At 49.4% G+C, this 24,820-nt stretch carries 16 protein-coding genes; 7 read left to right on the top strand and 9 right to left on the bottom strand.

Features of this window, described 5'->3' with window-relative positions; translation table 11 throughout:
* Positions 1–94: 94 nt before the first annotated feature.
* The 4 genes from DW039_RS01655 to DW039_RS01640 form a co-directional block, all read right to left on the bottom strand.
* The gene (locus tag DW039_RS01655; protein ID WP_120381608.1) at positions 95–1,315 is read right to left on the bottom strand and encodes an efflux RND transporter periplasmic adaptor subunit; all 1,221 of its coding nucleotides are present in this window, start codon (positions 1,313–1,315) and stop codon (positions 95–97) included.
* 119 nt (positions 1,316–1,434) lie between these two features.
* The gene (locus DW039_RS01650; protein WP_098032118.1) at positions 1,435–1,845 is read right to left on the bottom strand and encodes a DUF6769 family protein; all 411 of its coding nucleotides are present in this window, start codon (positions 1,843–1,845) and stop codon (positions 1,435–1,437) included.
* A 62-nt stretch (positions 1,846–1,907) separates the two neighbouring features.
* The gene (locus DW039_RS01645) at positions 1,908–3,284 is read right to left on the bottom strand and encodes an FAD-dependent oxidoreductase (protein WP_120138005.1); all 1,377 of its coding nucleotides are present in this window, start codon (positions 3,282–3,284) and stop codon (positions 1,908–1,910) included.
* An 83-nt stretch (positions 3,285–3,367) separates the two neighbouring features.
* Positions 3,368–5,002, bottom strand: a complete 1,635-nt coding sequence (locus DW039_RS01640; RefSeq protein WP_005827062.1) for an ABC-F family ATP-binding cassette domain-containing protein — start codon at positions 5,000–5,002, stop codon at positions 3,368–3,370.
* An 86-nt stretch (positions 5,003–5,088) separates the two neighbouring features.
* Here DW039_RS01640 and DW039_RS01635 point away from each other — a divergent pair, with 86 nt between their 5' ends.
* Positions 5,089–5,490 carry a response regulator gene (locus tag DW039_RS01635; protein WP_044468311.1) on the top strand — a complete coding sequence of 134 codons (402 nt, stop codon included), beginning with the start codon at positions 5,089–5,091 and terminating at the stop codon, positions 5,488–5,490.
* 68 nt (positions 5,491–5,558) lie between these two features.
* On the opposite strand, the gene DW039_RS01630 is transcribed toward DW039_RS01635, so the two are convergent.
* On the bottom strand, positions 5,559–6,389 hold the full coding sequence (locus tag DW039_RS01630) for a hypothetical protein (RefSeq protein ID WP_117713856.1): 831 nt from the start codon (positions 6,387–6,389) through the stop codon (positions 5,559–5,561).
* 129 nt (positions 6,390–6,518) lie between these two features.
* Here DW039_RS01630 and DW039_RS01625 point away from each other — a divergent pair, with 129 nt between their 5' ends.
* On the top strand, positions 6,519–7,949 hold the full coding sequence (locus DW039_RS01625; RefSeq protein WP_008664002.1) for a CCA tRNA nucleotidyltransferase: 1,431 nt from the start codon (positions 6,519–6,521) through the stop codon (positions 7,947–7,949).
* 50 nt (positions 7,950–7,999) lie between these two features.
* Here the strand turns inward: DW039_RS01625 and DW039_RS01620 are convergent, their stop codons facing one another.
* Both DW039_RS01620 and DW039_RS01615 read right to left on the bottom strand, forming a co-directional pair.
* Entirely contained in the window at positions 8,000–10,252 is a 2,253-nt protein-coding gene (locus tag DW039_RS01620; RefSeq protein ID WP_117703666.1) for an inorganic phosphate transporter, read from the bottom strand.
* A gap of 121 nt (positions 10,253–10,373) precedes the next feature.
* Positions 10,374–12,440 carry an RNA degradosome polyphosphate kinase gene (locus DW039_RS01615; RefSeq protein ID WP_120381607.1) on the bottom strand — a complete coding sequence of 689 codons (2,067 nt, stop codon included), beginning with the start codon at positions 12,438–12,440 and terminating at the stop codon, positions 10,374–10,376.
* A 71-nt stretch (positions 12,441–12,511) separates the two neighbouring features.
* On the opposite strand from DW039_RS01615, the gene DW039_RS01610 reads away from it, so the two are divergent.
* The 3 genes from DW039_RS01610 (at position 12,512) to rfbB (ending at position 15,647) form a co-directional block, all read left to right on the top strand.
* Complete coding sequence (locus DW039_RS01610) at positions 12,512–13,003, top strand: metallophosphoesterase (protein ID WP_120381606.1); 492 nt, start codon at positions 12,512–12,514, stop codon at positions 13,001–13,003.
* A gap of 533 nt (positions 13,004–13,536) precedes the next feature.
* Entirely contained in the window at positions 13,537–14,409 is an 873-nt protein-coding gene (rfbA, locus tag DW039_RS01605) for a glucose-1-phosphate thymidylyltransferase RfbA (protein WP_120381605.1), read from the top strand.
* 98 nt (positions 14,410–14,507) lie between these two features.
* Positions 14,508–15,647: a dTDP-glucose 4,6-dehydratase gene (gene rfbB / locus DW039_RS01600; protein ID WP_120381604.1), complete on the top strand. Its 1,140-nt coding sequence runs from the start codon at positions 14,508–14,510 to the stop codon at positions 15,645–15,647.
* Positions 15,648–15,653: 6 nt separating this feature from the next.
* Here the strand turns inward: rfbB and menA are convergent, their stop codons facing one another.
* Complete coding sequence (gene menA, locus DW039_RS01595) at positions 15,654–16,565, bottom strand: 1,4-dihydroxy-2-naphthoate octaprenyltransferase (RefSeq protein ID WP_120381603.1); 912 nt, start codon at positions 16,563–16,565, stop codon at positions 15,654–15,656.
* Between the two features lie 70 nt (positions 16,566–16,635).
* Here menA and DW039_RS01590 point away from each other — a divergent pair, with 70 nt between their 5' ends.
* The gene (locus DW039_RS01590; RefSeq protein WP_165853090.1) at positions 16,636–17,703 is read left to right on the top strand and encodes a metallophosphoesterase; all 1,068 of its coding nucleotides are present in this window, start codon (positions 16,636–16,638) and stop codon (positions 17,701–17,703) included.
* A gap of 1 nt (position 17,704) precedes the next feature.
* Here the strand turns inward: DW039_RS01590 and DW039_RS01585 are convergent, their stop codons facing one another.
* Complete coding sequence (locus tag DW039_RS01585) at positions 17,705–20,674, bottom strand: PEP/pyruvate-binding domain-containing protein (protein WP_120381601.1); 2,970 nt, start codon at positions 20,672–20,674, stop codon at positions 17,705–17,707.
* A gap of 125 nt (positions 20,675–20,799) precedes the next feature.
* Between DW039_RS01585 and DW039_RS01580 the strand changes: the two genes are divergently transcribed.
* Positions 20,800–24,732 carry a two-component regulator propeller domain-containing protein gene (locus DW039_RS01580; protein ID WP_120381600.1) on the top strand — a complete coding sequence of 1,311 codons (3,933 nt, stop codon included), beginning with the start codon at positions 20,800–20,802 and terminating at the stop codon, positions 24,730–24,732.
* Positions 24,733–24,820: the final 88 nt, after the last annotated feature.

Below are 24,820 nucleotides of genomic sequence, written 5' to 3'. Positions count from 1 at the left end.
CTTGTTTATCTGACTTTACACTCCCCATTCGTCACGTAACCCTTATACTGCATAGCGAAATGGTACTTTGTAAATTGTCAAATTGTACATGAGATTAGTGTTCATGGCTATGTGCCGGAATAGCATTCGTTGCCGATGCCAGCTTCACTTGATAGGCTCCTTGGGTTACGACGCGATCGCCTGCTTTTATGCCGGAAAGGATTTGTACACTTTCGCCATTGTCGGCACCCAGGGTGACAAGCTGTTTTTTGTAGCCCTCTTCATCCAGTTGCAGGTAGACAAAGAAGCTGCCTTGTTCCTCGGTCAGCGCACTGTGAGGAAGAGACAACACGTTCTCCATTGGTGAGGATAATAGGAATACTTCTACAAACGAGCCGGGAATAACGTCTCCCTTATTGTCGAATTCAAAAGTTACGGGTACATAATATCCGTTCTCACCCGAAGCCTTTCCATAAGAAAGCATGCGCCCGCCCAGTTCTTTCAATGTATATACCTTATTATTATAAGGAGTACAGAAGTTGGCAGAACTGATGCTGTTTAGGTAAGGATAGTACTTTTCGGATACATCCGCACGCAGGAAAAGCTTACGGTTCTGGGTGACGCTTACCAACGGCTGGCCGACGCTGACGTAGTCCCCTTCTTTCACCAACAGATTCTTCACATAACCGCTGATGGGAGAAACAACAGCCTGGCCGCTTGCCGAATGGTTCTTTGCGACTGCCTCGTAACTGATACGGGCATTTTCGTAAATCTGTTCGGCTTGCGCGAATTCCTTTTCAGATACGATTTTGTTGCCTACAAGCGCTTTCATACGCTCGTATTCTTTTTTGGAAACCTCGTAGGCTATCCGGGCTTTCTGCACCGGGTCTCCGTCGGCCATGTTTTTGGATGACAATACTACCAAAGGAGTACCTTTGCTGACGCTCATTCCTTCGATAACTTTTCCCTTGAAGGAAACCACGCCTGCTACTGTAGCTACGGCTACGCTCTCGTCTCCCTGGGCTGCCATCACCTGGCCGCTGGTCTTGATGACTTGATGGAAACTACCCGGTTCAACAGTGCTGACTGCTACGCCGGCAGCTTGCGCCTTTGCTGGTGGCAGGATGATTTCATCGCTTCCTCCGGCATGGTTTTCCTGCTCTTCGTGCTCATGGTTGTGTCCCTCATGTTCGTGGTCATGTCCCTCGTGGTCATGTCCGTCATGATTGTGCTCTTCTGTTTCGTGATTATGTCCTTCGTGGCTGTCTCCGGACTTACTGTTACAGGAGCCTAAAAGGAATAATCCCAAGACTCCCATGAAAATAACTTTTTTCATGATGATATTTGTTCTTACTTTTTGATTTTGAATACAAAGTTAGGGCATAGGGCGTGCAACCAAATTGCATTGTTCCTTATGCCGGATAGAAATCTGTCCCGGTGATGTTCCGGTAACAGTTAAGCAAGAAGAGACGGAGGGGCACGAAGTCCCGTAGCACATATGATAAATGTGCTATGAAGAGATTCCAGATAGATACACTCCTGCCTGCTTATGTCAAACTCGGGTAGGATGAGTAACTTGGAAAAAGGTTCAATGAGTAGGGTGACTGCCCACAAGGCATCCGGATGTGCACACACATCATTGGAAGAGCTGGGCGTCTGTTGTACAAAGTGGGTTGTCATGCATCCCGTGTCGCAACAGCAGTGCTCGTTGCCCGGGCTATGACGGTGTCCGCAGCAATCGGCGGTGATATCATTCTTCATGCATATCATTCCGTCGGCATGATGATGGTGGGGAATGACGGGTATCACCAGCATTATCAAGCTGATGAAAAAAAGAATATAGGTTATGTACTGTTTCTTTTTCATTCCTCTATCTTTGGACGGATGCAAAGATAGAGGTTAAGGACTTAATTACCAAATAGAAAATGCTAAAAAGGTTTGAATAACATATTCAATCCCTCATTCATGCTGGGGTGGGTGAAAATGAAGTCCCGCAGGAAATGGTAACGCTGTCCCGTTTTCATGATTGATGCTACGGTATTGATTACTTCTGGTGCATCGGCACAAAGTAGGGTACAACCCAGAATCCGTCCGGTATGGATGTCTACAATAGCTTTGAGCATACCGTCTATGCTGTGTAGCGTACGGGCACGTGGAATCATGGCAGCAGGGATACGTGCCACATGTATGGAATAACCGTTCTTCATCGCTTCCTCTTCCGTCAGTCCTATATGTGCCAGCGGTGGGTCGGTGAAAATGGCAAAGGGGATTGGATACTGGTCTTTTGTACTCCTTTTTTTGTTTTCAAAGAGTTGATTACGGATGATACGGAAATCATCGATGGACAAGTTGTCGAACTGTTCGTCTCCTTTTACGTCCCCCAGGGCCCATACGTGTGGGGCTGTAGTCCGTAATTGGTTGTCGACAACGATGGCTCCCCGCTTGTCTGTTTGTATACCCGCTTTTTCCAGATTCAGCTCTGCAGTCATAGGCTTGCGGCCGATGGCTACCAGCAAGGCATCTCCTTTCAGGTAGTAGGGAGTGCCGTTTGCACTGTCCGTATAGGTCAGAGTTATTCCTTCGGCTGTGTCGTACACGGATTGGACACGGGCGTTCAACCGGACATTGATACGCTTTCGGTTCAATGCTTCCAGCATGGAGGCGGCAATGTCGCGGTCCACTTTAGGCAGAAAGCGGTTTCCCGCTTCCAGCAGTGTGACATGGCTTCCAAAGCCTGCATACATAGTGGCAAACTCCAATCCGACAGCACCGCCGCCGATGACGAGCAGGTGTGCGGGCAGTTTGTTCGATTGCAGCAAGGTCTCACTGGTATATACGTACTTGCTCTCCTTGAGTCCGTCGATGGCAGGCAGGATAGGGGTGGACCCGGTGTTGATGAATATCTCTTTTCCCTCAAGAATCGTTTCGTCCTTGCCGGAGACTATACGGATTGTATTTTCGGACAAGAAAGAAGCAGTTCCGTCATAGAGGGTTATATTAGGCTTGTTTTTTACATTTTCATAATTTTTCTCACGCAGGAAGGATACAAGCTTGTCTTTCCGCGCCACGGCAAGTGCATACAGTTTGGACTGGTTCTTATAATCGTCATAGTATCTTTTTTCCGCATATTCCGATTCGTGAATCAGAGCTTTGGTAGGGATACATCCTACGTTTACACATGTTCCTCCGTACATCTGAGGGGAACGTTCCACGATGGCTACTTTCCAATTCCGTTCGGCCAGTTCGGCGGCCAATAACTTGCCGCCCTTGCCGAATCCTATTATGATGGCATCATATTGTTTCATTTTAATATCTCTTAGTTAAGTGTTTAGTAAAATGAAAACAATATGTATCGGCCATTTGTTCGGACGCCGGGTTTAGCAGATGCTTATCGTTCCAGTTCGCGGAGGGAGTCCATTTTCTTCTTTTCAAGGAATTCGTAGATGCCGCTCAAGTGCTCTTTCACTTGTTTGTTGCCGAATTCATATACCTTGCTTACCAGTCCGTCCAGGAAGTCACGGTCGTGGCTGACGAGGATAAGGGTACCGTCAAAATCCAGTAACGCTTGCTTCAGGATATCTTTGGTTTTCATGTCCAGATGGTTGGTCGGTTCGTCCAGTATCAGCAGATTCACCGGTTCGAGCAAAAGCTTTATCATGGCGAGGCGCGTGCGCTCTCCACCGGAAAGCACCTTGACCTTCTTCATGGACTCTTCGGGGCCACCGAACATGAAGGCACCCAGCAGGTCGCGTATCTTGTTGCGGATTTCCCCTTTTGCCACATCGTCGATGGTCTGGAATACGGTCAGGTTCTCATCCAACAATGAGGCCTGGTTTTGTGCGAAATATCCAATCTGCACGTTGTGTCCTATCGTGAGGGTGCCTTCATGTTCTATTTCCTTCATGATGCACTTCACTAACGTTGACTTTCCTTCACCGTTCTTACCAACGAAAGCAACCTTGTCTCCCCGTTCTATGGTGAGGTTGGCATTCTTGAAGACCACATGGTCACCGTAACTTTTCCCTACTCCCTCCATGATGACGGGATAATTGCCTGAGCGGGGAGAAGGAGGGAATTTGAGGCGTAACGCTGAAGTGTCTTCTTCATCCACTTCCAGCAGTTCCAGCTTCTCCAGCATTTTTACGCGGCTTTGCACTTGCAGGGTTTTGGAGTAGGTGCCTTTGAACCGTTCGATGAATTCCTTGGTTTCGGCAATGAACTTCTGCTGGTCGTCGTAGGCTTTCTGTTGCTGTTCGCGGCGTTCCTTGCGGAGTTCCAGGTATTTGGAGTAGTTTACTTTGTAATCGTATATCCGTCCCATGGTCACTTCAATGGTACGGGTGGTGATGTTGTCTACGAATTTACGGTCGTGGCTGATGACGATGACAGCCTTTCCATTGCTGATAAGGAAATCTTCCAGCCATTGTATGGATTCTATGTCCAGATGGTTGGTAGGCTCGTCTAGCAACAGCACGTCAGGCTTTTGCAGCAACAGCTTGGCAAGCTCGATGCGCATGCGCCATCCGCCGCTGAAGTCACTGGTCTGGCGGTTGAAGTCTTCGCGTACAAAGCCCAGTCCGAGCAGTGCTTTTTCCACATCCTCCTCGTAATTGGTGGAGTCGATGGCATAGAACTTTTCGCTTAAGGCGGAGACATTCTCGATAAGTTCCATGTAGCTGTCGCTTTCGTAGTCGGTACGCGTTTCCAGTTCCTTGTTGAGGCGCTCTATTTCAGCTTCCATTTCATGCAGGTGGGCAAAGGCTTGCGCCGCTTCCTGGAATACGGTACGTCCGTCTTCCGTCATAAGGTGCTGTGGAAGGTAAGCTATGACACTGTCCTTGGGGGCTGAGATTTTTCCACGGGTAGGTTGTCTTACACCTGCCAGGATTTTCAACAATGTACTTTTCCCCGCTCCATTTTTACCCATCAGGGCGATACGGTCTTTTTCGTTGATAACGAAAGATATGTCACTGAATAAAGTAGTTCCGCCGAATTCTACGGCCAGTCCGTCTATAGAAATCATTATATATTTTTTTAATGAGCTGCAAAGATAGTGCAAATCTATTATTTTTTATATCTTTGCCCCTATATAAACAAAACGCATAGGTCATGGAAATAGAAAAAGTGTCAGGAGATTACCGTCCGCTTATTCTGGTTGCGGAAGATGATGATAGTAACTTTAAACTGATAAAGGCTATCATCGGCAAGAAATGCGAGATACTATGGGCAAAGAATGGTGAGGAGATTGTAAATTTGTTCGAAGAGAATCGCGACAAGGCGGAAGCTATTCTGATGGATATAAAAATGCCTATTATGAACGGGCTGGATGCTACGGTGATTATTCGCAAGAAGGATAAGGAACTTCCCATCATCATGCAGACCGCTTACGCCTTTACTGCCGACCGCGAAAAAGCCTTGGAGTGTGGAGCCTCGGAAGTGTTGGTAAAACCCATCACTCTGTCTGCTTTGCGTACATGTCTAAGCCGTTATTTACCCAAATTGGTTTGGTAAGGCTTTACTGATAATAAAAAGGGAACCGGACGACTAAGTAATGAATATTATCATCCGGTTCCCTTTTTTTATTCTTGTGCATTGTCTTTTCTCTCTTCCATCTTCTTTTTTACAAATTCGATTTTGAGATTGGCTTCTTCCATATTCTTCTTTATTTCCGTCATGGATGACAGCAGTTGTGCCAGTTCGTAGACGCTGGCAAGGGCCTGGCGATCGGCGGTAGTCATGGTGATGGAATAGGGGCGTTCCCCTTGATAGTTGACTTTGATATTCTTGTCCTTGTTCAGATAAAGGAACCCCATGACGTTTCCGTCTTCTCCCAGTTTGAAGTCTGCCTTTTCAATCTTTTCACCGAGGTCAGTGGTTTCGTAGCTGTCTTTGGCGGCGGGTGTTTCGGCAAAGCTACCATCGGGAGCAGTGACTTTGACGGCCACATGGTGGATATTATGGGCTCCGCAATAAATGGAAGTCATGCTCATGACTCCGTTTTCGTCTACCTGGAAGCGAAGGAAAGAGCGATGCAGATTTTTTTCTATCACTTGGGAAGGATGAAGGTAATTGCCGATATTCTGGTATTCGGCATCTTTTTCAAAAGTGTATTTCCCTTTGATTGCATCGAAATCCTTTTGCTTGGCTTGAAGCATACTGTCCAGATAGACCAGGCTCTTTTCCTGCTCTTTCAGTTCCACTTCCTGCATCAGGCCGATGCCTGCACGGCGAGTTTCAAACGCTTTGGGATAGAGCATCTTGATGCTGTCAATCAGAATCTTCGCTTCATTGTAGTTGCCGAGTTCAAACGCTTCGCGGGCAGCTTGTAGTTTTTCACCAGCCTTCTTCTCCACATCTTCGCAAGAGAAGAGTGTACAGCATAGGCATGCAAGGAGTATTACTTTTTTCATATTTGTTGTTCTTGGAGTTAGAGTCCACAAAAATAGAAATAATATCTTTATCTTTGCAGCATTTTAATGTGCAAATGTGCTAATAGACCATTAACACATTTGCGTATTCATTACATTAGCGCATTATTTATGATAGATTTGACGGCAGAAGAACTGAAGCAATATTTTAGTGATGATATATTCAAGCGGATATCCGAAACGGCTGATGAATTGGGATTGGAATGTTACGTAGTCGGTGGATATGTACGTGATATTTTCCTGCAACGTCCTTCCAAGGATATTGATGTGGTGGTGGTAGGCAGTGGCATTGCCATGGCCGAGGCGCTGGGTAAGCGTCTGGGGCGTGGGGCGCATGTTTCCGTCTTCAAGAATTTCGGTACGGCACAATTGAAGTACTATGGTACGGAAGTTGAGTTTGTGGGTGCAAGAAAAGAATCGTATACACACGATTCCCGCAAGCCTATTGTAGAGGACGGTACATTGGAGGATGACCAGAACCGCCGTGATTTTACCATCAATGCACTGGCTGTTTGCCTGAACCGGGTGCGTTATGGCGAGTTGGTCGACCCCTTTGGCGGTATTGGAGACTTGAAGGAAAAGACCATCCGGACTCCCCTCGACCCTGATATAACTTTCAGTGATGACCCTTTGCGCATGATGCGCTGTGTCCGTTTTGCCACCCAGCTGGGATTCTATATTGACGATGAGACATTCGATTCTCTGGAGCGTAATCGCGAACGCATCTCCATCATCTCCAAAGAACGCATTGCAGACGAACTGAACAAAATCATCTTGTCACCTATTCCGTCTAAGGGATTCATTGAGCTGGACCGCTGTGGTCTGCTGGAACTGATATTCCCGGAACTTGTCAGGCTGCAAGGCGTGGAGACGCGCAATGGACGCGCCCATAAGGACAATTTCTACCATACGCTCGAAGTACTCGACAACATCAGCAAGAAGACCGACAACCTTTGGCTACGCTGGGCAGCTCTTCTGCATGATATAGCCAAGCCTGCCACCAAGCGTTGGGAACCCCGTGCGGGCTGGACGTTCCATAACCATAATTTCATTGGCGAGAAGATGATACCCGATATTTTCCGCAAGATGAAGCTCCCTATGAATGAGAAGATGAAATATGTGCAGAAAATGGTGAGCCTGCACATGCGTCCCATTGTGATAGCGGATGATGTAGTGACCGACTCGGCAGTGCGTCGTCTCTTGTTTGAGGCAGGTGATGATATAGACGACCTGATGACACTGTGCGAAGCCGACATTACTTCCAAGAATATGGAGCGTAAGAAACGCTTCCTTAATAATTTTCAGTTGGTACGCCAGAAGCTGAAGGATTTGGAGGAACGCGACCGTATCCGTAATTTCCAGCCTCCGGTCAGTGGTGAAGAAATCATGAAGACTTTCGGCCTTTCTCCTTGCCAGCAGGTAGGTGCCTTGAAGAGTGCCATTAAGGATGCCATTTTGGACGGCATCATTCCCAATGAATACGAAGCCGCCCGTGCATTTATGTTGCAACGGGCGGAGAAGATGGGGCTTAAGGAGTTATGAGTTATAAGTTGCATGTTATGTACCATGCGTTATAACTCATAACTTATAACTTATAACTCTTCTTTCTCTACTTGGAACTTGCGGCTTACTTTCATCAGGTTGATGGTGTAGGTCACTACGTTCTGGGCTTCTTGTATCATAGTCAGGTATACCATGCTGACTTTGATGCTGCCGCTCTGGCTTTGGATGCGTTGCAGCTCTTCGCGTTTCAGGTGAGACAACTGTCCGTTGAGGTCGTTGGCTTTGCGAATCTCTGTTTCCAGTTCATCATAATTGTTCGTTTCCAGCTTGTGGCGGCATACTTGTAACAGATAGCAGATGTCTTCGGCTACGTCTGTAAATTCTCCTTTCTGAATGGCATCCAGCGGATTGAAGTTATTGTCTATGTGCTCTAAGCAAGGTTCGCAAAGACGGCCTACGCTGTACACCAGTTCGCTGGCAAAGTCGTTGCCTTGATAGTAATAGAGTCCTTTTTCCAGTACGGTATTGTTGTCGAGACGGCACATGGCAAGTGTTCCGGTACGCTTCATCTGCTTGATGAGTTGTTTTTCGAATTTTACTGAGCCCATGGCACGACGCAGTCCGCGTAGATTCTCGTGTAGGAAGGAAGTGACGGTACGTTCAAAATTCTCTTCTGTGAATTCCATAATCTTCACCAGTTCTTCACGGGTATGCTTGCGGAGCAATTCGATGACTTCATTGTTGTCCGTACTCTTCATCAACTGTTTCAGGGTCTCGTTGCCTTTTTCTTTCTCCTTGCGCTTTTTGTACATCACTTGGCTACGAATCAGCATGAAGACTGCCAGACCAATCAGTGCCAGGATGGCAACCGTACCGCCGAAATGGATAATCAGTGCTACGAAGAAACAGATGGTGAACGCTGCTCCGGCAGTGATGAACCAACCGCCGATAACGCTGAGCACACCCGTAATGCGGAATACCGCCGAATCACGTCCCCAGGCACGGTCGGCAAGCGATGTACCCATGGCTACCATAAAGGTGACGTAAGTGGTGGAAAGGGGAAGTTTCAAGGAAGTTCCCAAGGCGATGAGCAGACCAGCCAATACGAGATTGACGGAGGCGCGAACCAAGTCAAAAGCGGCGCCGTCGGCTATGATGGCTTCATCCTTCTGGAAGCGTGTGTTCATCCACCGCTTGCTGCTTTCAGGCATCGTTTTGGATATTCCGTTAGCCAGAGTCATGCTGAAGCGTACCAGCGTACGGGCTATCGGGGTACTTCCGAAGTTCTCTTCACCGTCATCCTGGCGGGCAAGGTCCACGGAAGTCTTGATAACGTTGTGGGCTTTCTTGGATGTGCAGAGTGCATAAACCATAATGGCGCCTGCACCGATAAGGAAATACCACGGGGTTTTGGCTGCACCGAGGAGTGAGGACATCAGGAATCCGTCGGGGCCGGCGGCCGTACCATTGGCTGTATAGTCAATAAATGAGGAATATCCTGCGAGGGGGACACCGATAAAGTTCACCAAGTCATTGCCGGCAAAGGCAAGAGCGAGGGCGAAAGTACCCATCAGAACCACTACTTTGAAGACATTTATCTTGCACCAATGCAGTATCTGCATCAGTATGGTGAAGAATACAAAGAAACCGGTTATCAGCAATGCGGTATTGTCGTGTATCCATTGCTTGTTTTCAGGGGTCATGAATGAGCTGTCTTTCAGCCCCTTTATCAGCATGAAGTAGATGATGCTGGTGGCAGCTATACCACCGAACAGCGCGATGCTGTATTTCATGTTCTTCTTGTAGTTGAAGGTGAACACGATACGTGCCAGCCACTGTACCAGCATACCGAAGAAGAAGGCAATGGCTACGGATACAAAAATGGCCATGATGACAGACAGTGCCTTGTCTGTATTGATGAGGTCGCCCAGTCCCAATGCATCGCTATTATAGACCTTGATGAGCGCCAGTGCGAACGTACCTCCCAACAGTTCGAACACCATGGATACAGTGGTGGAGGTAGGCATTCCCATAGTGTTGAAGACATCTAATAGCACGACGTCCGTCAACATGACGGCAAGCAGAATGCACATGATTTCGGCAAAGTAGAAGTGCTCCGGTTGATAGATGCCGTGTCGTGCAATGTCCATCATGCCATTGCTGAGTGCCGCACCGATGAAGACGCCAATGCCTGCAATGAACAGTATGGTTTTGAAAGATGCTGCCTTTGCTCCGACAGCCGACTGAAGAAAATTGACCGCATCATTACTGACACCTACCACGAGGTCGAAAATCGCGAGTACGAACAGAAAGATGACGATACCCAGATAAATTGTTTCCATAGACATGTATTTTATTTCCGGCTGCAAAGGAAAGAGTTTGGTGTTGCAGGGAAATGTCATACATGTTACAGAAATGTTACAAAGCGATTGACGATTGATAATTGACGATTGATAATTATCGTTAATCCTTAATCCCTTGTTTCAAGTATTCGTAAAAGCTATATTGCGACCGTACCTTCTCCTTTTGCGGTCGCGACGACTTCCAGCGGTTTCGCAACCGGTCGTCCACAAAGCAGGCTTTTCGTTTGTCCGACAGTTGTATGTCGAGCATGTCGATGAGTTCTTGCTTCAAGTCCGGGTCCAGGATGGGGGTGACGGCTTCGATACGGCGGTACAGGTTACGCCGCATCCAGTCCGGCGAGCCGAGGAAGAGCTTGGGTGCGCCGCCGTTGCCGAAGTACCACACACGGGCATGTTCCAGAAAGGTATCCACGATGCGTGTCACGCGGATGTTGCGGCTGTACTTCTGCCCGGGGATGAGGCAGCAGATGCCGCGGACAATGAGGTCTATCTCTACACCGGCTTGCGAGGCTTCGTAGAGGCGGTCTATCATGGCAGGGTCTTGCAGGGCATTCATTTTTAGGATAATCCGTCCTTGCTTGCCTTGCCGGGCCAGTTCTATTTCGTGAGTGATGAGGCGGTTCAGCTCCGGAATGAGGTTGAAGCGTGCCACAAGCAGGCGGTGGAACACCGGATTTTCCTTTCCCTGCAGAGTACGGAACAAGTTGTGCAGGTCGTTTACAATCACCGGGTTGCAGGTGAATAATCCGCTGTCGGCATAGAGGGTGGCTGTCTTTTCGTTGAAGTTGCCGGTACTGATGTAGGCGTAGCTTGTCATTTTGTGCCCCTCCTTGTCGCGGCGTAGCACGAGGGCTACTTTGGCATGCACCTTCAGTCCCGGTATGCTGAAAATGATATTGATGCCGGCTGCTTTCATCATTTCGGCGGTGGCAAGGTTGTTCTCCTCATCGAAGCGCGCTTTCAGTTCCACGAAGACGGTGACTTTCTTTCCGTTCTGTGCGGCGGCTATCAGAGTATTGATGACGGTGGAGTTCTCGGCCACACGATACTGGGTCACCATGATTTCATGCACGGTGGGTTCGTGGACGGCTTCGTACAAGAAATGGATGAAGTGGTCGAAGGAATGGTAGGGATAATGCAGCAACAGGTCCTTCTTCTCCACATAGCGGAAGATGGATTCGCGTTCGTCCAGGCAGGTCAGCTTCATGGGCTGGGGTTTTTTGATGGGGCGTACGCTCTGGTTGGGATTGGGCAGATGCCGCAGGTCCTCCATGTTGAGGTGCTTGTCTCCCGGCACCAGTTCCCGGCGGTCTATGCGGTAGGCATCTACCAGAAAGTCGAGGAAGTCCCGGGGCATGGCGCGGTCGTATACAAAACGGCACACGGCGCCTATCTTGCGTTTCTTTACCTTCTTCTTCACCTGCTCGATGATTTCGGAGGTATTGGCGGCATCGTCTATCAGAATATCCGCATCGCGTGAAATCTTGATGCAATAACTGCTGTCCACTTCATAACCGGGGAAGATGGTATCCAGATTGGCTTTGATGATGTCTTCGATGAACATCAGATAATAGTCTTTCCCCACCTTGGGCAACTGGATGAAGCGCGGCACTTTGCTGTACGGCAGTTTCATCACGAAATATTGGATGCGGTTTGGAGAACCGACGGGAGCTCCTTTCAGATGAAGCCGTACGGCCAGATAGAGACGGTTGTCGCGCAGGAATGAAATCACCTTGTCCTTGCTTACGGGTACCGGGGCCAGATAGGGGAATATCTCTTCGCGGAAGAAATTGCGCACGAAGTCGTTATGAAACGGTTCCACGTTGCGGCTCTGATAGAATATGATGTGGTGTTTCCGTAGAGCGGGCAGTATTTTCTGTTCATAAATGCGGATACGCTCCTCCAGTTGACGGTTGACTTCCCGGTTGATTTCATCTACCAGCTCAGCGGCAGACTGCATGGTCTCTTCGTCGCTTTGTGAGGCTCCGGTGGCTATGGCCTTATGGTCGGCCACGCGTATCTTGTAGAATTCTTCCAGATTGGAAGAGTATATGGAAATGAAGTTGATGCGTTCGTATAGCGGCAGTGTATCGTCTTCGGCTTCCAGCAGCACGCGGTAATTGAAAGACAGCCAGCTGATGTCACGTTTGAAATATCTGTTCTCCATGGTATTGATGTGTTAATCACATTGTATTCTCCCCAAATATAATTACCTTTGTCCTAATAAACAAAGGAAAAATGACAAAAGTTGGTTTATTATCGGATACGCATGGCTTCTGGGATGAAAAATACCTGCGATATTTTGAAGACTGTGACGAAATCTGGCATGCCGGTGACATCGGGTCGCTGGAAGTGGCACAGAAGCTGGCGGATTTCCGTCCCTTCCGCGCCGTGTATGGCAATATTGACGGGCAGGAGATACGGCAGCTTTATCCGCAGATTCTCCGTTTCACGGTGGACGGGGCGGAAGTGCTGATGAAGCATATCGGCGGTTATCCCGGCAACTACGACCCTTCCATCAAGGGCAGCATCCTGGTGCGTCCCCCAAAGCTGTTCATCAGCGGGCACTCGCATATACTGAAGGTGAAGTATGACAAGACGCTGGATGTACTGCATATCAATCCGGGAGCTGCTGGCATTCAAGGTTTCCATAAGGTGCGTACGATGGTACGCTTTGCTATTGATGGAGGTACATTCAAGGACTTGGAGGTGGTGGAACTGGCAGGCTGATGCCATAAAACCGCTTGCTTCGACACACGGAACAGTCTGTTTCGGCGTGTGGAACACTTTGTTCCACTGTAGTGAACACTTTGTTCCACTATGGCGAACATTTTGTTTCATATTGTATGAACACTTTGTTTTATAGCATGTGAACAAAGTGTTCATCGTTGTGAACTAATATGTTATCTGTATTTTTGGCATGAGGATGCCGTGTGTCTTGAGTGTCTTTATACTCGATTTCGGGGCTTGCAGATACTTTATCTGCAAGGCATCTGCAAGGGGTATCTGCAAGCATTCAACTTGTTGTATTACAGTGTACTAGATGCCTAATCCTTGCAGATGGCAGATAAAATGAGAAAAAAACTTTATGTAGCGGCGCGAAAGAAAATCTATACCGATAAGACGAAACAAGTTTTCTCTTGATTCGCTTAATTGAATTTTTCCATTATCTTTGTACCCGAATAGCAAGTAGAGCCGTGGGGCATCGTCCTCCTTCTTATTTTATTCTCCATTTTGAAGTATCACCGAAAAAGAACTGAAATATGAAAGGAATTATTCTTGCAGGTGGCAGTGCCACTCGTCTCTATCCGTTGTCCAAGGCTATCTCCAAGCAGATAATGCCCGTCTATGACAAACCGATGATATACTATCCGCTATCTACATTGATGTTGGCGGGAATTCGCGAAGTGCTTATCATCTCTACTCCACGTGACTTGCCCATGTTCCGCGAACTGCTGGGAACCGGCGAAGAACTTGGTATGTCTTTCTCCTATAAGATACAAGAGAACCCCAACGGGCTGGCACAGGCCTTTGTGCTGGGCGCGGAATTCCTGAACGGCGGGCCGGGATGCCTCATTCTGGGCGACAACATGTTCTACGGTCAAGGCTTTTCGGCCATGCTGAAGCGTGCCGCTTCCATCGACAAGGGTGCCTGCATCTTCGGTTATTATGTGAAAGACCCCCGTGCTTACGGCGTTGTGGAGTTTGATGCCAACGGCAAAGCCATCTCGCTGGAAGAGAAGCCCGCAGAACCTAAAAGTAACTATGCCGTCCCCGGTCTTTACTTTTACGACTCCAGTGTAACGGCAAAGGCTGCCTCTTTGAAACCCTCTACCCGTGGTGAATATGAAATCACCGACCTCAATCGCCTTTATCTGGACGAAGGTACACTGAAAGTGGAACTTTTCGGCCGTGGCTTTGCCTGGCTCGACACCGGCAACTGCGACAGCCTGCTGGAGGCCAGCAATTTTGTGGCTACCATCCAGAACCGCCAAGGATTCCGCGTCAGCTGTATCGAAGAGATTGCCTGGCGCAAGGGCTGGATAGATGTAGACCAACTGTATCGTCTGGGCGAAAAACTTGGCAAGACCGAATATGGCAAATATCTGATGGAGTTGGCCGAGTCGAAACGCTGATAGAATGAGGATGCGTCTATATGTTTTTGATACCCCTCATTGCTGATACTATTATTTACTTTAGTTATTTCATTAATCATTAATCACTAATCATTTTCATGAAAACCTATCTCGTAACCGGTGCTGCCGGCTTTATCGGCGCCAACTATATTAAATACATCCTGGCAAGACATAATGATATTAGAGTGGTGATACTGGATGCCCTGACCTACGCAGGCAACCTGGGTACCATTGCCAACGACATTGACGACGAACGTTGCTTCTTTGTAAAAGGAGACATCTGCGACCGCGTACTTGCCGATGAACTGTTTGCTAAATATAAATTCGATTACGTGGTGAACTTTGCTGCCGAAAGCCACGTGGACCGCAGCATAGAGAATCCCCAACTTTTCCTGATGACCAACATCCTGGGTACACAGAACCTGCTCGACGCCGCCCGCCGTGCCTGGGTCACGGGTAAGGACGAGTCCGGTTATCCTGCTTGGCGCAAAGGCGTCCGTTATCATCAGGTATCTACCGACGAAGTCTACGGCTCACTTGGTGCCGAAGGCTACTTCACGGAGCAAACTCCGCTCTGTCCGCACAGCCCCTACAGCGCCAGCAAGACGAGTGCCGATATGGTGGTGATGGCTTATCATGATACTTATAAGATGCCCGTCACCATTACCCGCTGCTCTAATAACTACGGCCCTTACCACTTTCCGGAAAAGTTGATTCCGCTCATCATCAAGAATATCCTCGAAGGCAAGAACCTCCCCGTTTACGGCGACGGCAGCAACGTGCGCGACTGGCTCTACGTGGAAGACCACTGCAAAGCCATCGACTTGGTTGTCCGCAAGGGTGTGGAAGGCGAAGTCTACAACGTAGGCGGTCACAACGAAAAGACCAATCTTGAAATTGTAAAGCTCACTATTGCCACTGTCTACCGCTTGATGAAGGAGGAACCCCGTTACCGCGAAGTATTGAAGAAACAGGTAAAAGCAGCCGACGGCACGGTTGACATCAGTTGGATAAATGAAGATCTTATCACCTTCGTCAAAGACCGTCTGGGCCACGACCAGCGCTATGCCATCGATCCCACGAAGATTACCGATGCCTTGGGCTGGTATCCGGAGACGAAGTTCGAGGTTGGCATCGTCAAGACCATCGAATGGTACCTGAACAACCAGCCGTGGGTGGAAGAAGTGACTAGCGGCGATTATCAGAAGTATTACGAACAGATGTATGGAGGAAAGTGATAATCACTAACTCAGTGCCACTGCCAATAGTAATCCTAAGAACAGCATATTGCGCGAAGTCTCGCCCAGTATGCTGTTCAGCTTTTTACCGCTGCCTATGTTCACCATCTTGCGCCACGTCAGTGCGTGCATGTATAGGTAGACGCAGGGAGCCCAGATAAATTCCGGCGGAGTCAGCTTGCCCGTGTAGACAAACCAGAAGCAAAGCAGCACGGCGGCGATGCCCAGTGCCAGATACATATTCTCACCGAACCTTTTGCCGTAGCGCACCACCAGCGTACACTTGCCGCTTACGGCATCCTGCTCGCGGTCGCGATAGTTGTTCACCATCAGCAAGGTGTCTATGGCGAGGCCACTGACGAGCGACAGCACCACCGCATCCATATTCAGTGTATAGGCCTGCACGTAGTAGGTGCCGCATACGGGCACGAAACCGAAGAACACCAGCACCAGCACGTCGCCCCATCCCCGATAGGAGAGCTGTGTGGTATAGAGGAAAGCAAACAGTATGCACACCACGCCCAGCACTACCAGTTCCCAGCCTCCGTGGGGCAGCTGCCCCCAGACGGTGAACAGCACTGCCAGCCCTGCCAGACAAGACAGTGTCAGTGCGATGCCGATACCGGTTTTCATGGCCGTCGACGTAATCCAGCCTTCGGCGCAGGCGCGCTGCGGACCCAGCCGGTCTTCCCGGCGGTCGGTCCCTTTCTGAAAGTCGAAGAGGTCGTTGATAAAGTTGGCGGCAATCTGCATGCCGCAGGCAAAGAGGGCGCACAGCAGGGCAGGCGCGGTCTTGAACTGCCCGTCGCTGAAGGCAAGGGCACTGCCCAGCAGTACCGGGATGATGGCTCCCGTCAGCGTTTTGGGGCGGGCGGCGAGAAACCATGCATAGGGTGAATTCTGTTTAATCTCGTTCATTGTAGTTCCAATTTAGTTCGGCATCTGCCAGCAAAAATACTGAAAATCCCTATATTTGCACCCACTTATGATGAAGAAGTTAGTCTACATATCCATTCTTTTTTTGCTGCTCTTGTCTTCCTGCCGGTCCAAGCGGATGATTACCGTGTCGTTGCCGCAGCCAGTCATGCAGGCAGACAGCACGCAGCTTGGCGATACTATCGGGTTGCCTGCCCGCCTTTCGCCGATGTTCACCTTTGACCAGTCTGATTTGCGTAATGTCCGCCGCCAGCCGGCGAAGGGCGAGGTAAAGAAACAGCAGATAAAGAAAACGGCACCGGTACAAAAGGTAATTGTGCAGCGAGGTACAAGAATCACATCGAAAACCACCCACGTAGGCTCGGCCTATAAGGGCGTCAGCCGCATTAAGACGTACGACTTCACGCATCGCGACGTGCCTGCCGCCTTCGAGGGCTTCCGCATCGCCTTTGTCTCCGACCTGCACTACAAAAGCCTGCTGAAGGAGGAGGGATTGAAGGACCTGGTCCGCCTGCTCATAGACCAGAAGGCCGACGTGCTGCTGATTGGCGGCGACTTTCACGAAGGCTGCCAGTACGTGCCGCCCGTCATGGCTGCCCTGGCGCAAGTGAAGACGCCGTTGGGTACCTATGCCGTGCTTGGCAACAATGACTACGAGGCTTGCTATGACGACATCGTGCGTGAGATGAGGCATTATGGCATGCATCTGCTGGAGCATAAGGTGGACACTCTGCGGCGTGGCGGCGAGCGGATTCTTGTGGCGGGCGTGCGCAATCCTTTCGACTTGGGCAAGAACGGCACATCGCCCACACTCGGCCTTTCGCCCGACGATTTCGTAATCCTGCTGACGCATACGCCAGACTATGCCGAGGACGTCCCGGTGACAAACTCCGATCTCATCCTGGCCGGACACACGCATGGCGGGCAGGTGACGCTGTTCGGGCTTTATGCACCGATAGTCCCCTCGCACTACGGGCAGCGGTTCCTCTCCGGGCTGAAGTACAACTCAAAGAACATCCCGATGATTGTCACCAACGGCATCGGCACTTCGCAGAAAGCTATCCGCATGTTTGCTCCCGCAGAGGTGGTGATGATTGTGCTGCACCGGCTGACGGACTGATTTATTCTTCGGGCATCAGCACCACTCCCAGTTTCTTCTTGCCATCCATCTTTACCACCATCGGCTGGTGGAAATGTACATGCCGCAGGTACTTCGTCTCGTGTACGGCAGGCTGTGTATTCAGGAATTCCTGGTTGTATACGCCGTCATTCATAAAGGCGTTGATGGTAAAGTATCCCACTCCAAAGGAGGTCAGGTTCTGGAAGAAGTGGGTTCCCTGGCTGGGGTCTACCCGGTAGTTGGTCAGTCCGGCTTCCACTATCACGCGGGCGGCGCTGATGTGCGGCCACTTCACGGGGATGCCGAGCCAGGTGTCACTGCTACCCCAGCGTCCGGGACCTACAAGGACATAGTTGCGGCCTTCGTCCAGGAACTGCTGGTTCAGCTTCTCTATCTCCCAGGCAATCTCCTGGTTGTGGGAGGCACTATAGTCGTCTGTCTTCACATAGATAATGTCATGTATCTCGTTCATGATGCCATGTCCCAATGAGTTGTTGGAACGGAGCAGTACCTGGTTGTCTGGAATAGCGGTAAGGTCTTCATCCAGCATCTCCTTGGTGTCGACTATCGGGCGGATTTGCAGCAGGTAGAAGGTGCCGGTTTTGTCCTTCTCGCGGCTCATGGTGGCGGCAAACTCTATCTCTACGGGACGGCGCATCTCCTGCTCTCCGTATTTCAAAGCCAGTTGCAGGATGCGTGGCAGGGGGAATACGTCGTGTTGCAGGATGTTGGCAAAGGTGATGACTTTGCGTCCGCCGGGATAAAGCCCGTCGCGGATAATCTGGTCGTAAGGGTCGTAGGTGGAGGCTATGTAGTTCAGTGCTCCGTCCTTTTCCGCTTCTTTGACGTGCAGTTTCAGCAGGTTGAAGCCGTCGTCGATGGAGAAGTCGTGACCGGCATTGCGCAGGTCGAGGGCATAGAAGCGGGTCTGAGTCTCTTTGAGGGCAATCTCCATTTCGCTGGTTTGCAGCACCTGGTTGGGGTGATAGGGCGAGAAGCGGAGCGTCATGCCACCGTCCACGATGTATTTACCTAAACCGAGCGCCAGATTGACGATACCTTCTTCTGCCTTCTCGTCGCCGATGGGGTAGTAGTTGAGCGAACGTGCCACGCCGGACATGCTGGGGTAGTAGCGATCACCATACTGGTTGCCCACTACCTCTTGCAGGATGACAGCCATCTTTTCCTGGTCGATAACGTTGCTCGTTGCCTGCATGTATGCCTTCGAGTCGCGGAAGTAGACCGAAGCATATACTCCCTTGATGGCATCGCTCAGCATGCGCAGCATCTCGTACTTGTCGTCCAGATAGGGAATCATGTAGGTGTTGTAGATGCCGGCGAAGGGTTGGTAGTGCGAGTCTTCCAACAACGAGGACGAACGGATGGCAAGGGGCGACTTCACCACGTCGAAGAAGGTGAAGAAGTCCTCCACCAGGCGGTCGGGCAGCTTTGCTTTGAGGAAGTAGCGCAGGATGACGTCATCGTCGGCATCGGACAAGGCTATCTGATACAGATTGTTGGTATCCATAAACTCGTCGAACACATCGGTACAGAGCACGATGGTCTTGGGGATGGCGACACGGGCATTCTCAAACTCTTCGAACTCGGGGTGATGCTTCACCAGGTTGTCGATGAAAGCCAGTCCGCGCCCCTTGCCTCCCAGCGAACCGTCTCCAATACGGGCAAAGTTGGAGTATCGGTCAAAGCGGTCGCGCCTGAAGACTGCCACTACTCCCTGGTTTTTCATCTTGCGGTATTTCACGATAGCCTCGAAGATAATTTTACGGTGGGCATCCACGTCTTGCAAGCTATTCCAGGTGATGGGCCGCAGGAACTCTGCCACGGGAAACATGGCACGCGAGTAGAGCCAGCGGCTGACGTGGTTGCGGCTGATGTGGTAAAGGAATGATTCTGCCGGAACAGCAAAAAGAATGTTCTGCAGCTCTTTGAGATTCTTTACGCGGGCAATCTCTTCCAGCGTGTCCGGGTTGCGGAAGATAAAGTCGCCGAAGCCGAAATTGTCTGATACAATACGGCGCAGGTCCACATCCATCTTTTTGGAATTCTTGTCGATGAAGGCGGCATCGTATTTGGCTGCATACGCTACGTTGTCCGATTCGCTGGACTGTATGATAAGGGGTACAAACGGGTCTTCCTTGCGGATGGCGGCACAGAGCTTGATACCGGCCAGTCCGTCCTTCTCGCCCCGTTCTACGCGGGGGAAGCGTACGTCGGTGATGACACCTAATATATTATTCTTATATTTTTGGTAGATGCCAAAGGCTTCTTCATAGGTACGTGCCAGTACAATTTTGGGACGTCCCCTCATGCGCAGTGTGCGCTGGTGGGCATTCAGTGCTTCAGTAGAGAATTCCTGGCTCTGCTTCAATACGAATTTATACAGATTGGGCAGGATGGAGGAGTAAAAGCGGATGCCGTCTTCCACCAGCAGGATGAGCTGCACACCCACTTCGTTGACGTCGTGCTCCAGGTTCATCTTGTCCTCTATCAGCTTGATGATGGAAACCAGCAAGTCGGTGTTTCCCAGCCAGCAGAACACATACTCAAAGGGACTGAGGTCTTCATTGGCAATACGCTTGGTGATGCCGTGGCTGAAAGGGGTAAGTATCACCATCGGAATCTGTTCATACAGGTTTTTGATGTATCGTGCCACGTCGAAGCTGTCGTTGTCTCCCGTGCCCGGCATGCAGATGATGAGGTCGAAAGAGATGGAGGACAGCTGTGTCAGCGCCTCCTCGCAAGTGGAAACCTGCGTGAAACGGGGAGGGTAGCGCAAGGAGAGCGAAGTGTATTCATTGAATATCTTTTCGTCGATGCGGCCGTCATCTTCCAGCATGAAAGCATCGTAAGGATTGGCTATCAGAAGGACGTTGAAAATGCGCCGTGTCATGAGGTTGGCAAACTGTGTGTCCTTGAAATAGAGCTGGTTTAATTTGAACTTACTGAGCATGGCTTCTCATGATTTGTTGGTTTCGGAAGGCAAAAGTAATAGAAATCGAACCTATTCGGATAGTTTTTCGACCGTTTTTTTTATATTTATGCGTAATATTGCATCCGAAAAACAATATATGACCTATGTCTGCTCCATATCCGTTTCCATATAAATCCGTTGCATGTACATTTCTGCTGTTATGGGTGTTCGTTTTTTTGTCCGCTGACTTGTTTGCCGGTTCATTCCGCACCTTGGGTATCAAGGAGGGATTGGGCAGTCGGCAAGTATTCCAGATAAACAAGGATTCAGCCGGATTTGTCTGGGTGTATACTCATGTCGGGATAGATCGTTATGACGGGAATGAAATCAAGCATTACAAGTTGGACGGAATGGTTGATTCCAGGGACAATATCCAGTCTTCCACTACCATGATGTGTGATAAGGAGGGTATTGTCTGGGTTGCATTGAAGAATGGAAAAATCTATGCATACAACAAACTGACGGACTCTTTCCAATTGCGTGTGGACTTGGCCGATTACCTGCCTTCTCCGGTATTGTATAATATGCTGTTTGATGACGAAAACCGTTTGTGGTTGTGTATGTCAAAGGGGCTTTATTCTTGGGAAGAAAGTGCAGGGCTGTCTTTTGCCGGATTGAAGGGGCAATCTGTCCGTTGCATAGTCCAAATGGAAGATGAAGTGTTTTTTGCAGGCACCGACAAGGGTGTCTTCCGGCTGACGAAGGCAGGAGCGGCAGGTTCTTCGTCTTTTGAGACGAGGCCGGTTGACCTGCATACAGAGATGCATGTGGAATCGCTCTATGTCTTCGGAGCGAAGCTGTTCATCGGTACCTTTTCAAACGGCGTATTTGTGCTTGACGGTCCCGAAGGGCAAATACATTCCTTGAATGACCGGATTCCTCATGTACCTATCCGTTCGTTTGCAAGGACAAAGGATAATTTGCTGCTGGTGGGAGCCGACGGTGCAGGTGTTTTTTGCATGGATGTCGCTACCGGAGAACTTTTGAACCATTATATGAATAACGGGGATGATGACAAAAGCTTGAGTGGTAATACGGTATCCGATATTTGTGTGGATGAATCCGGAGTTGTATGGATTGGCACTTCTACGAATGGCATCAGCTATCTGGATCCGGAGATGCCGGATGTCTATAGAATCAGGCACGAACGCAATAATGATAATTCCCTGAAGTCGGACCATGTAAATGTGATGTTTCAGGACTCGGAGGGAGATTATTGGTATGGTACAAACAACGGCGTCAGCCTCTATCAACCTCGGTCACGCAAATGGACCCACTATCTGGACGGTACGGAATATAGTGGCAAAGTGGTATTGGCGCTTGCCGAAGACTCCGGGGGAAACATCTGGGTAGGTGGCTATGGTATCGGTGTCTATTGTATTCATAAACAGACCGGACGGGTACAGAAGAAAGAGAAAAGAAATGCACATCCGGAGAAGGGAATGGCCACCGACTATGTTTATGCCATTTATGCGGAAGGGGATTATGTCTGGTTCGGTGGTATTGAAGGAGAGTTTACCCGTTACGATATACGGACGGATACTTATACATATTACCCGATTGATTGCATAGGTGACATAAAGCCGGGTAAGGGGGGCTCATTACTGATTGCCGGTTGCAGCGGGTTGGCCGTCTTTGATAAGAAGTCGGGAGACACGCAGTGGCATCAGACGTTTGGAGACATCTCTCTGAATTATCCTATCCGTTGCCTGATGCAGTCCTCATCCGGCGATACCTGGCTGGCTACAGACGGGGAAGGCCTTATACGTGTTGGGCCGGATGGGAAAGAGGCGCATGCCTATACCGTAGATGACAATCTGGTTTCCAATTCCATCAACAGCCTGCTGGAGGATAACGAAGGGCGTATCTGGTTCAGTACGGAGAAGGAATTGTATTGCTTGGATTGTTCCCGGGATATTATCATCAGTGCCAATGATTTTTTGGATGTCAGCTGGGGATATTACAATCCGAATGCTGCCCTTAAGTTGAAGAATGGATGTCTTGCTTTCGGCACCGCAGAAGGGGTTCTTTCCTTTCTCCCGTCTTTGGACTTAGGGCCCCATGTGTCTGTTGAGCTGATTCTGACAGACTTTAAACTGCTTTACGAATCGGTCAAAGCGGGAATGAAAGGCTCTCTTTTGCAAACGAATATCAATGATACCCGGAAAATAGATTTGAAGTATAATCAAAACTCCTTCTCTATTTCCTTCTCTGCCATCAACTTTGCAGTCCCGCATCGTATCAGGTATGAGTATAGGCTCGAAAATCACAATGAAGAGTGGGAACACTCCAATTCAGTGCGGAACGTGAGCTATATGAATCTCTCGTCCGGTAAGTATGTATTCCGCTTGCGGGCATTTGATAAATACACCGGGCAACAGGTGGGAGAAAGAAGTCTGGACATTGTCATTCATAACCCTTACTGGGTTTCGTGGTGGGCGCTGTTCATCTATTTCATTTTGTTGTCTGTCTTTGTCTACATGTTTGTGCAGTATAGGAGGCATAAGGTGAACGAGGGGCGTATAAGGGACAAGATACGTTCCTTTATCAGTATAGCCCATGATATCCGTACACCGGTTACTTTAATAAAGGCTCCGCTGAGCGAGCTCGAAGCGCAGGAGGGACTTCCGGAGCAGGGTAAGAAAACCGTTGCGGTGGCTATGAAGAATGTGGAAAAACTGATGGGAATGATTACTCAACTGCTTGAGTTGCAGAAAACGGAACTGCATGCCGAGGAGTGTCTGAAGGTTTCTCCATACGACATTAAGGCTTATCTGGAGGAAAAAATGGCGGAGTTTCACTTAGCTGCCATGCAGAAGAGCGTCGGGATAGAGTTGGAGGTGGAGCCGGATATGCCCAAGGTTTGGATTGACCGGGAGAAGATGGATCATATCATAGACAATCTGCTCTCCAATGCCTTGAAGTATACAGAGAAGGGAGTCATCCATATACTGGTGAAGACTGCAAGAAAGAAATGGACTATTGAAGTGAAGGATACGGGCATCGGCATTCCGAAAGAGGAGCAGGGCAATATCTTCCACGAATATTATAGAGCCCAGAATGCCATGAACTTTGAGGAAACCGGTTCGGGCATCGGTCTGATGATTACGCGCCGCATTGTGAAACAGCATCACGGCACCATCTCTTTCAGTAGCGTGGAAGGGCAGGGAACTACGTTTACGGTAACTTTCCCGCAGAGGATAAAGGCGAGCGTGGCGGTGGAAGCGAAGGCTGACGGCCGGGAAGAAGCTCAGGCCGCTACCGGGGCTGTGCATGAAGAAACGGAACGTGCCGGGAAGAATGTCCTTCTTCTGGCAGAGGACGATGCGGATATGAGGGAGTATCTGGTGGACAGCTTGTCTTCCGAATATAAGGTAGTTGCCGTGCCCGACGGCGGAAAGGCATTGGAGACGGCAAGGGAAATCAATCCTGATATCATTATCTCGGACATTGTGATGCCGGTACTGGAAGGTGATGAATTGTGCCGGATTCTGAAGTCATCGGTAGATACAAGCCATATACCTATTATATTACTGACCGCACTGAGTGAGAGGGAAAATATCATCTTCGGACTGGAAGCCGGTGCCAATGACTACATCATCAAGCCTTTCGACTTGTCTGTGCTGAAAGTGCGTATCAGGAATATTCTTCAGAATAGGCAGCATTTGCGCGAAACCGTGTTGGCGATGGATGCGCAGCCCGAAGAGACAGACTATACCAGCCAGTTGGACAAGGAGTTTCTGGACAAGGTTATGAAAGTGATTGAGGAGGAGTTGTCCGATTCGGAATTCTCCATCAATGACTTCTGCCGGATGCTGGGCATGAGCCGCACTTCTGTCTACAATAAAATAAAGACGCTGACCGGGCAGGGACCGAATGACTTCATCCGCATTGTCCGTTTGAACAAGGCAAAAGAGCTGCTGGTTTCCCGGAAATATTCGATAGGGGAAGTGGCGAATATGGTCGGATTTTCTGACCCGAAATATTTCAGTACATGCTTCAAAAAGCAGTTTGGTACCAGTCCCAGCAAAATTTAGAGCCATGAAGACTGCTTTTGAACCACCGCTGACAAGTATTAAACCTTTTTTGTCAGAGAATAAACCCTTGTCTCCCTGATAGTGCGTA

It is taken from the genome of Bacteroides sp. AF39-16AC (assembly GCF_003602735.1).
In the GTDB taxonomy this organism is placed as follows: Bacteria; Bacteroidota; Bacteroidia; order Bacteroidales; family Bacteroidaceae; genus Bacteroides; species Bacteroides uniformis.
Note: the sequence above shows the minus strand (reverse complement) of the source record. Positions and strands in the feature narration are given on the sequence as shown.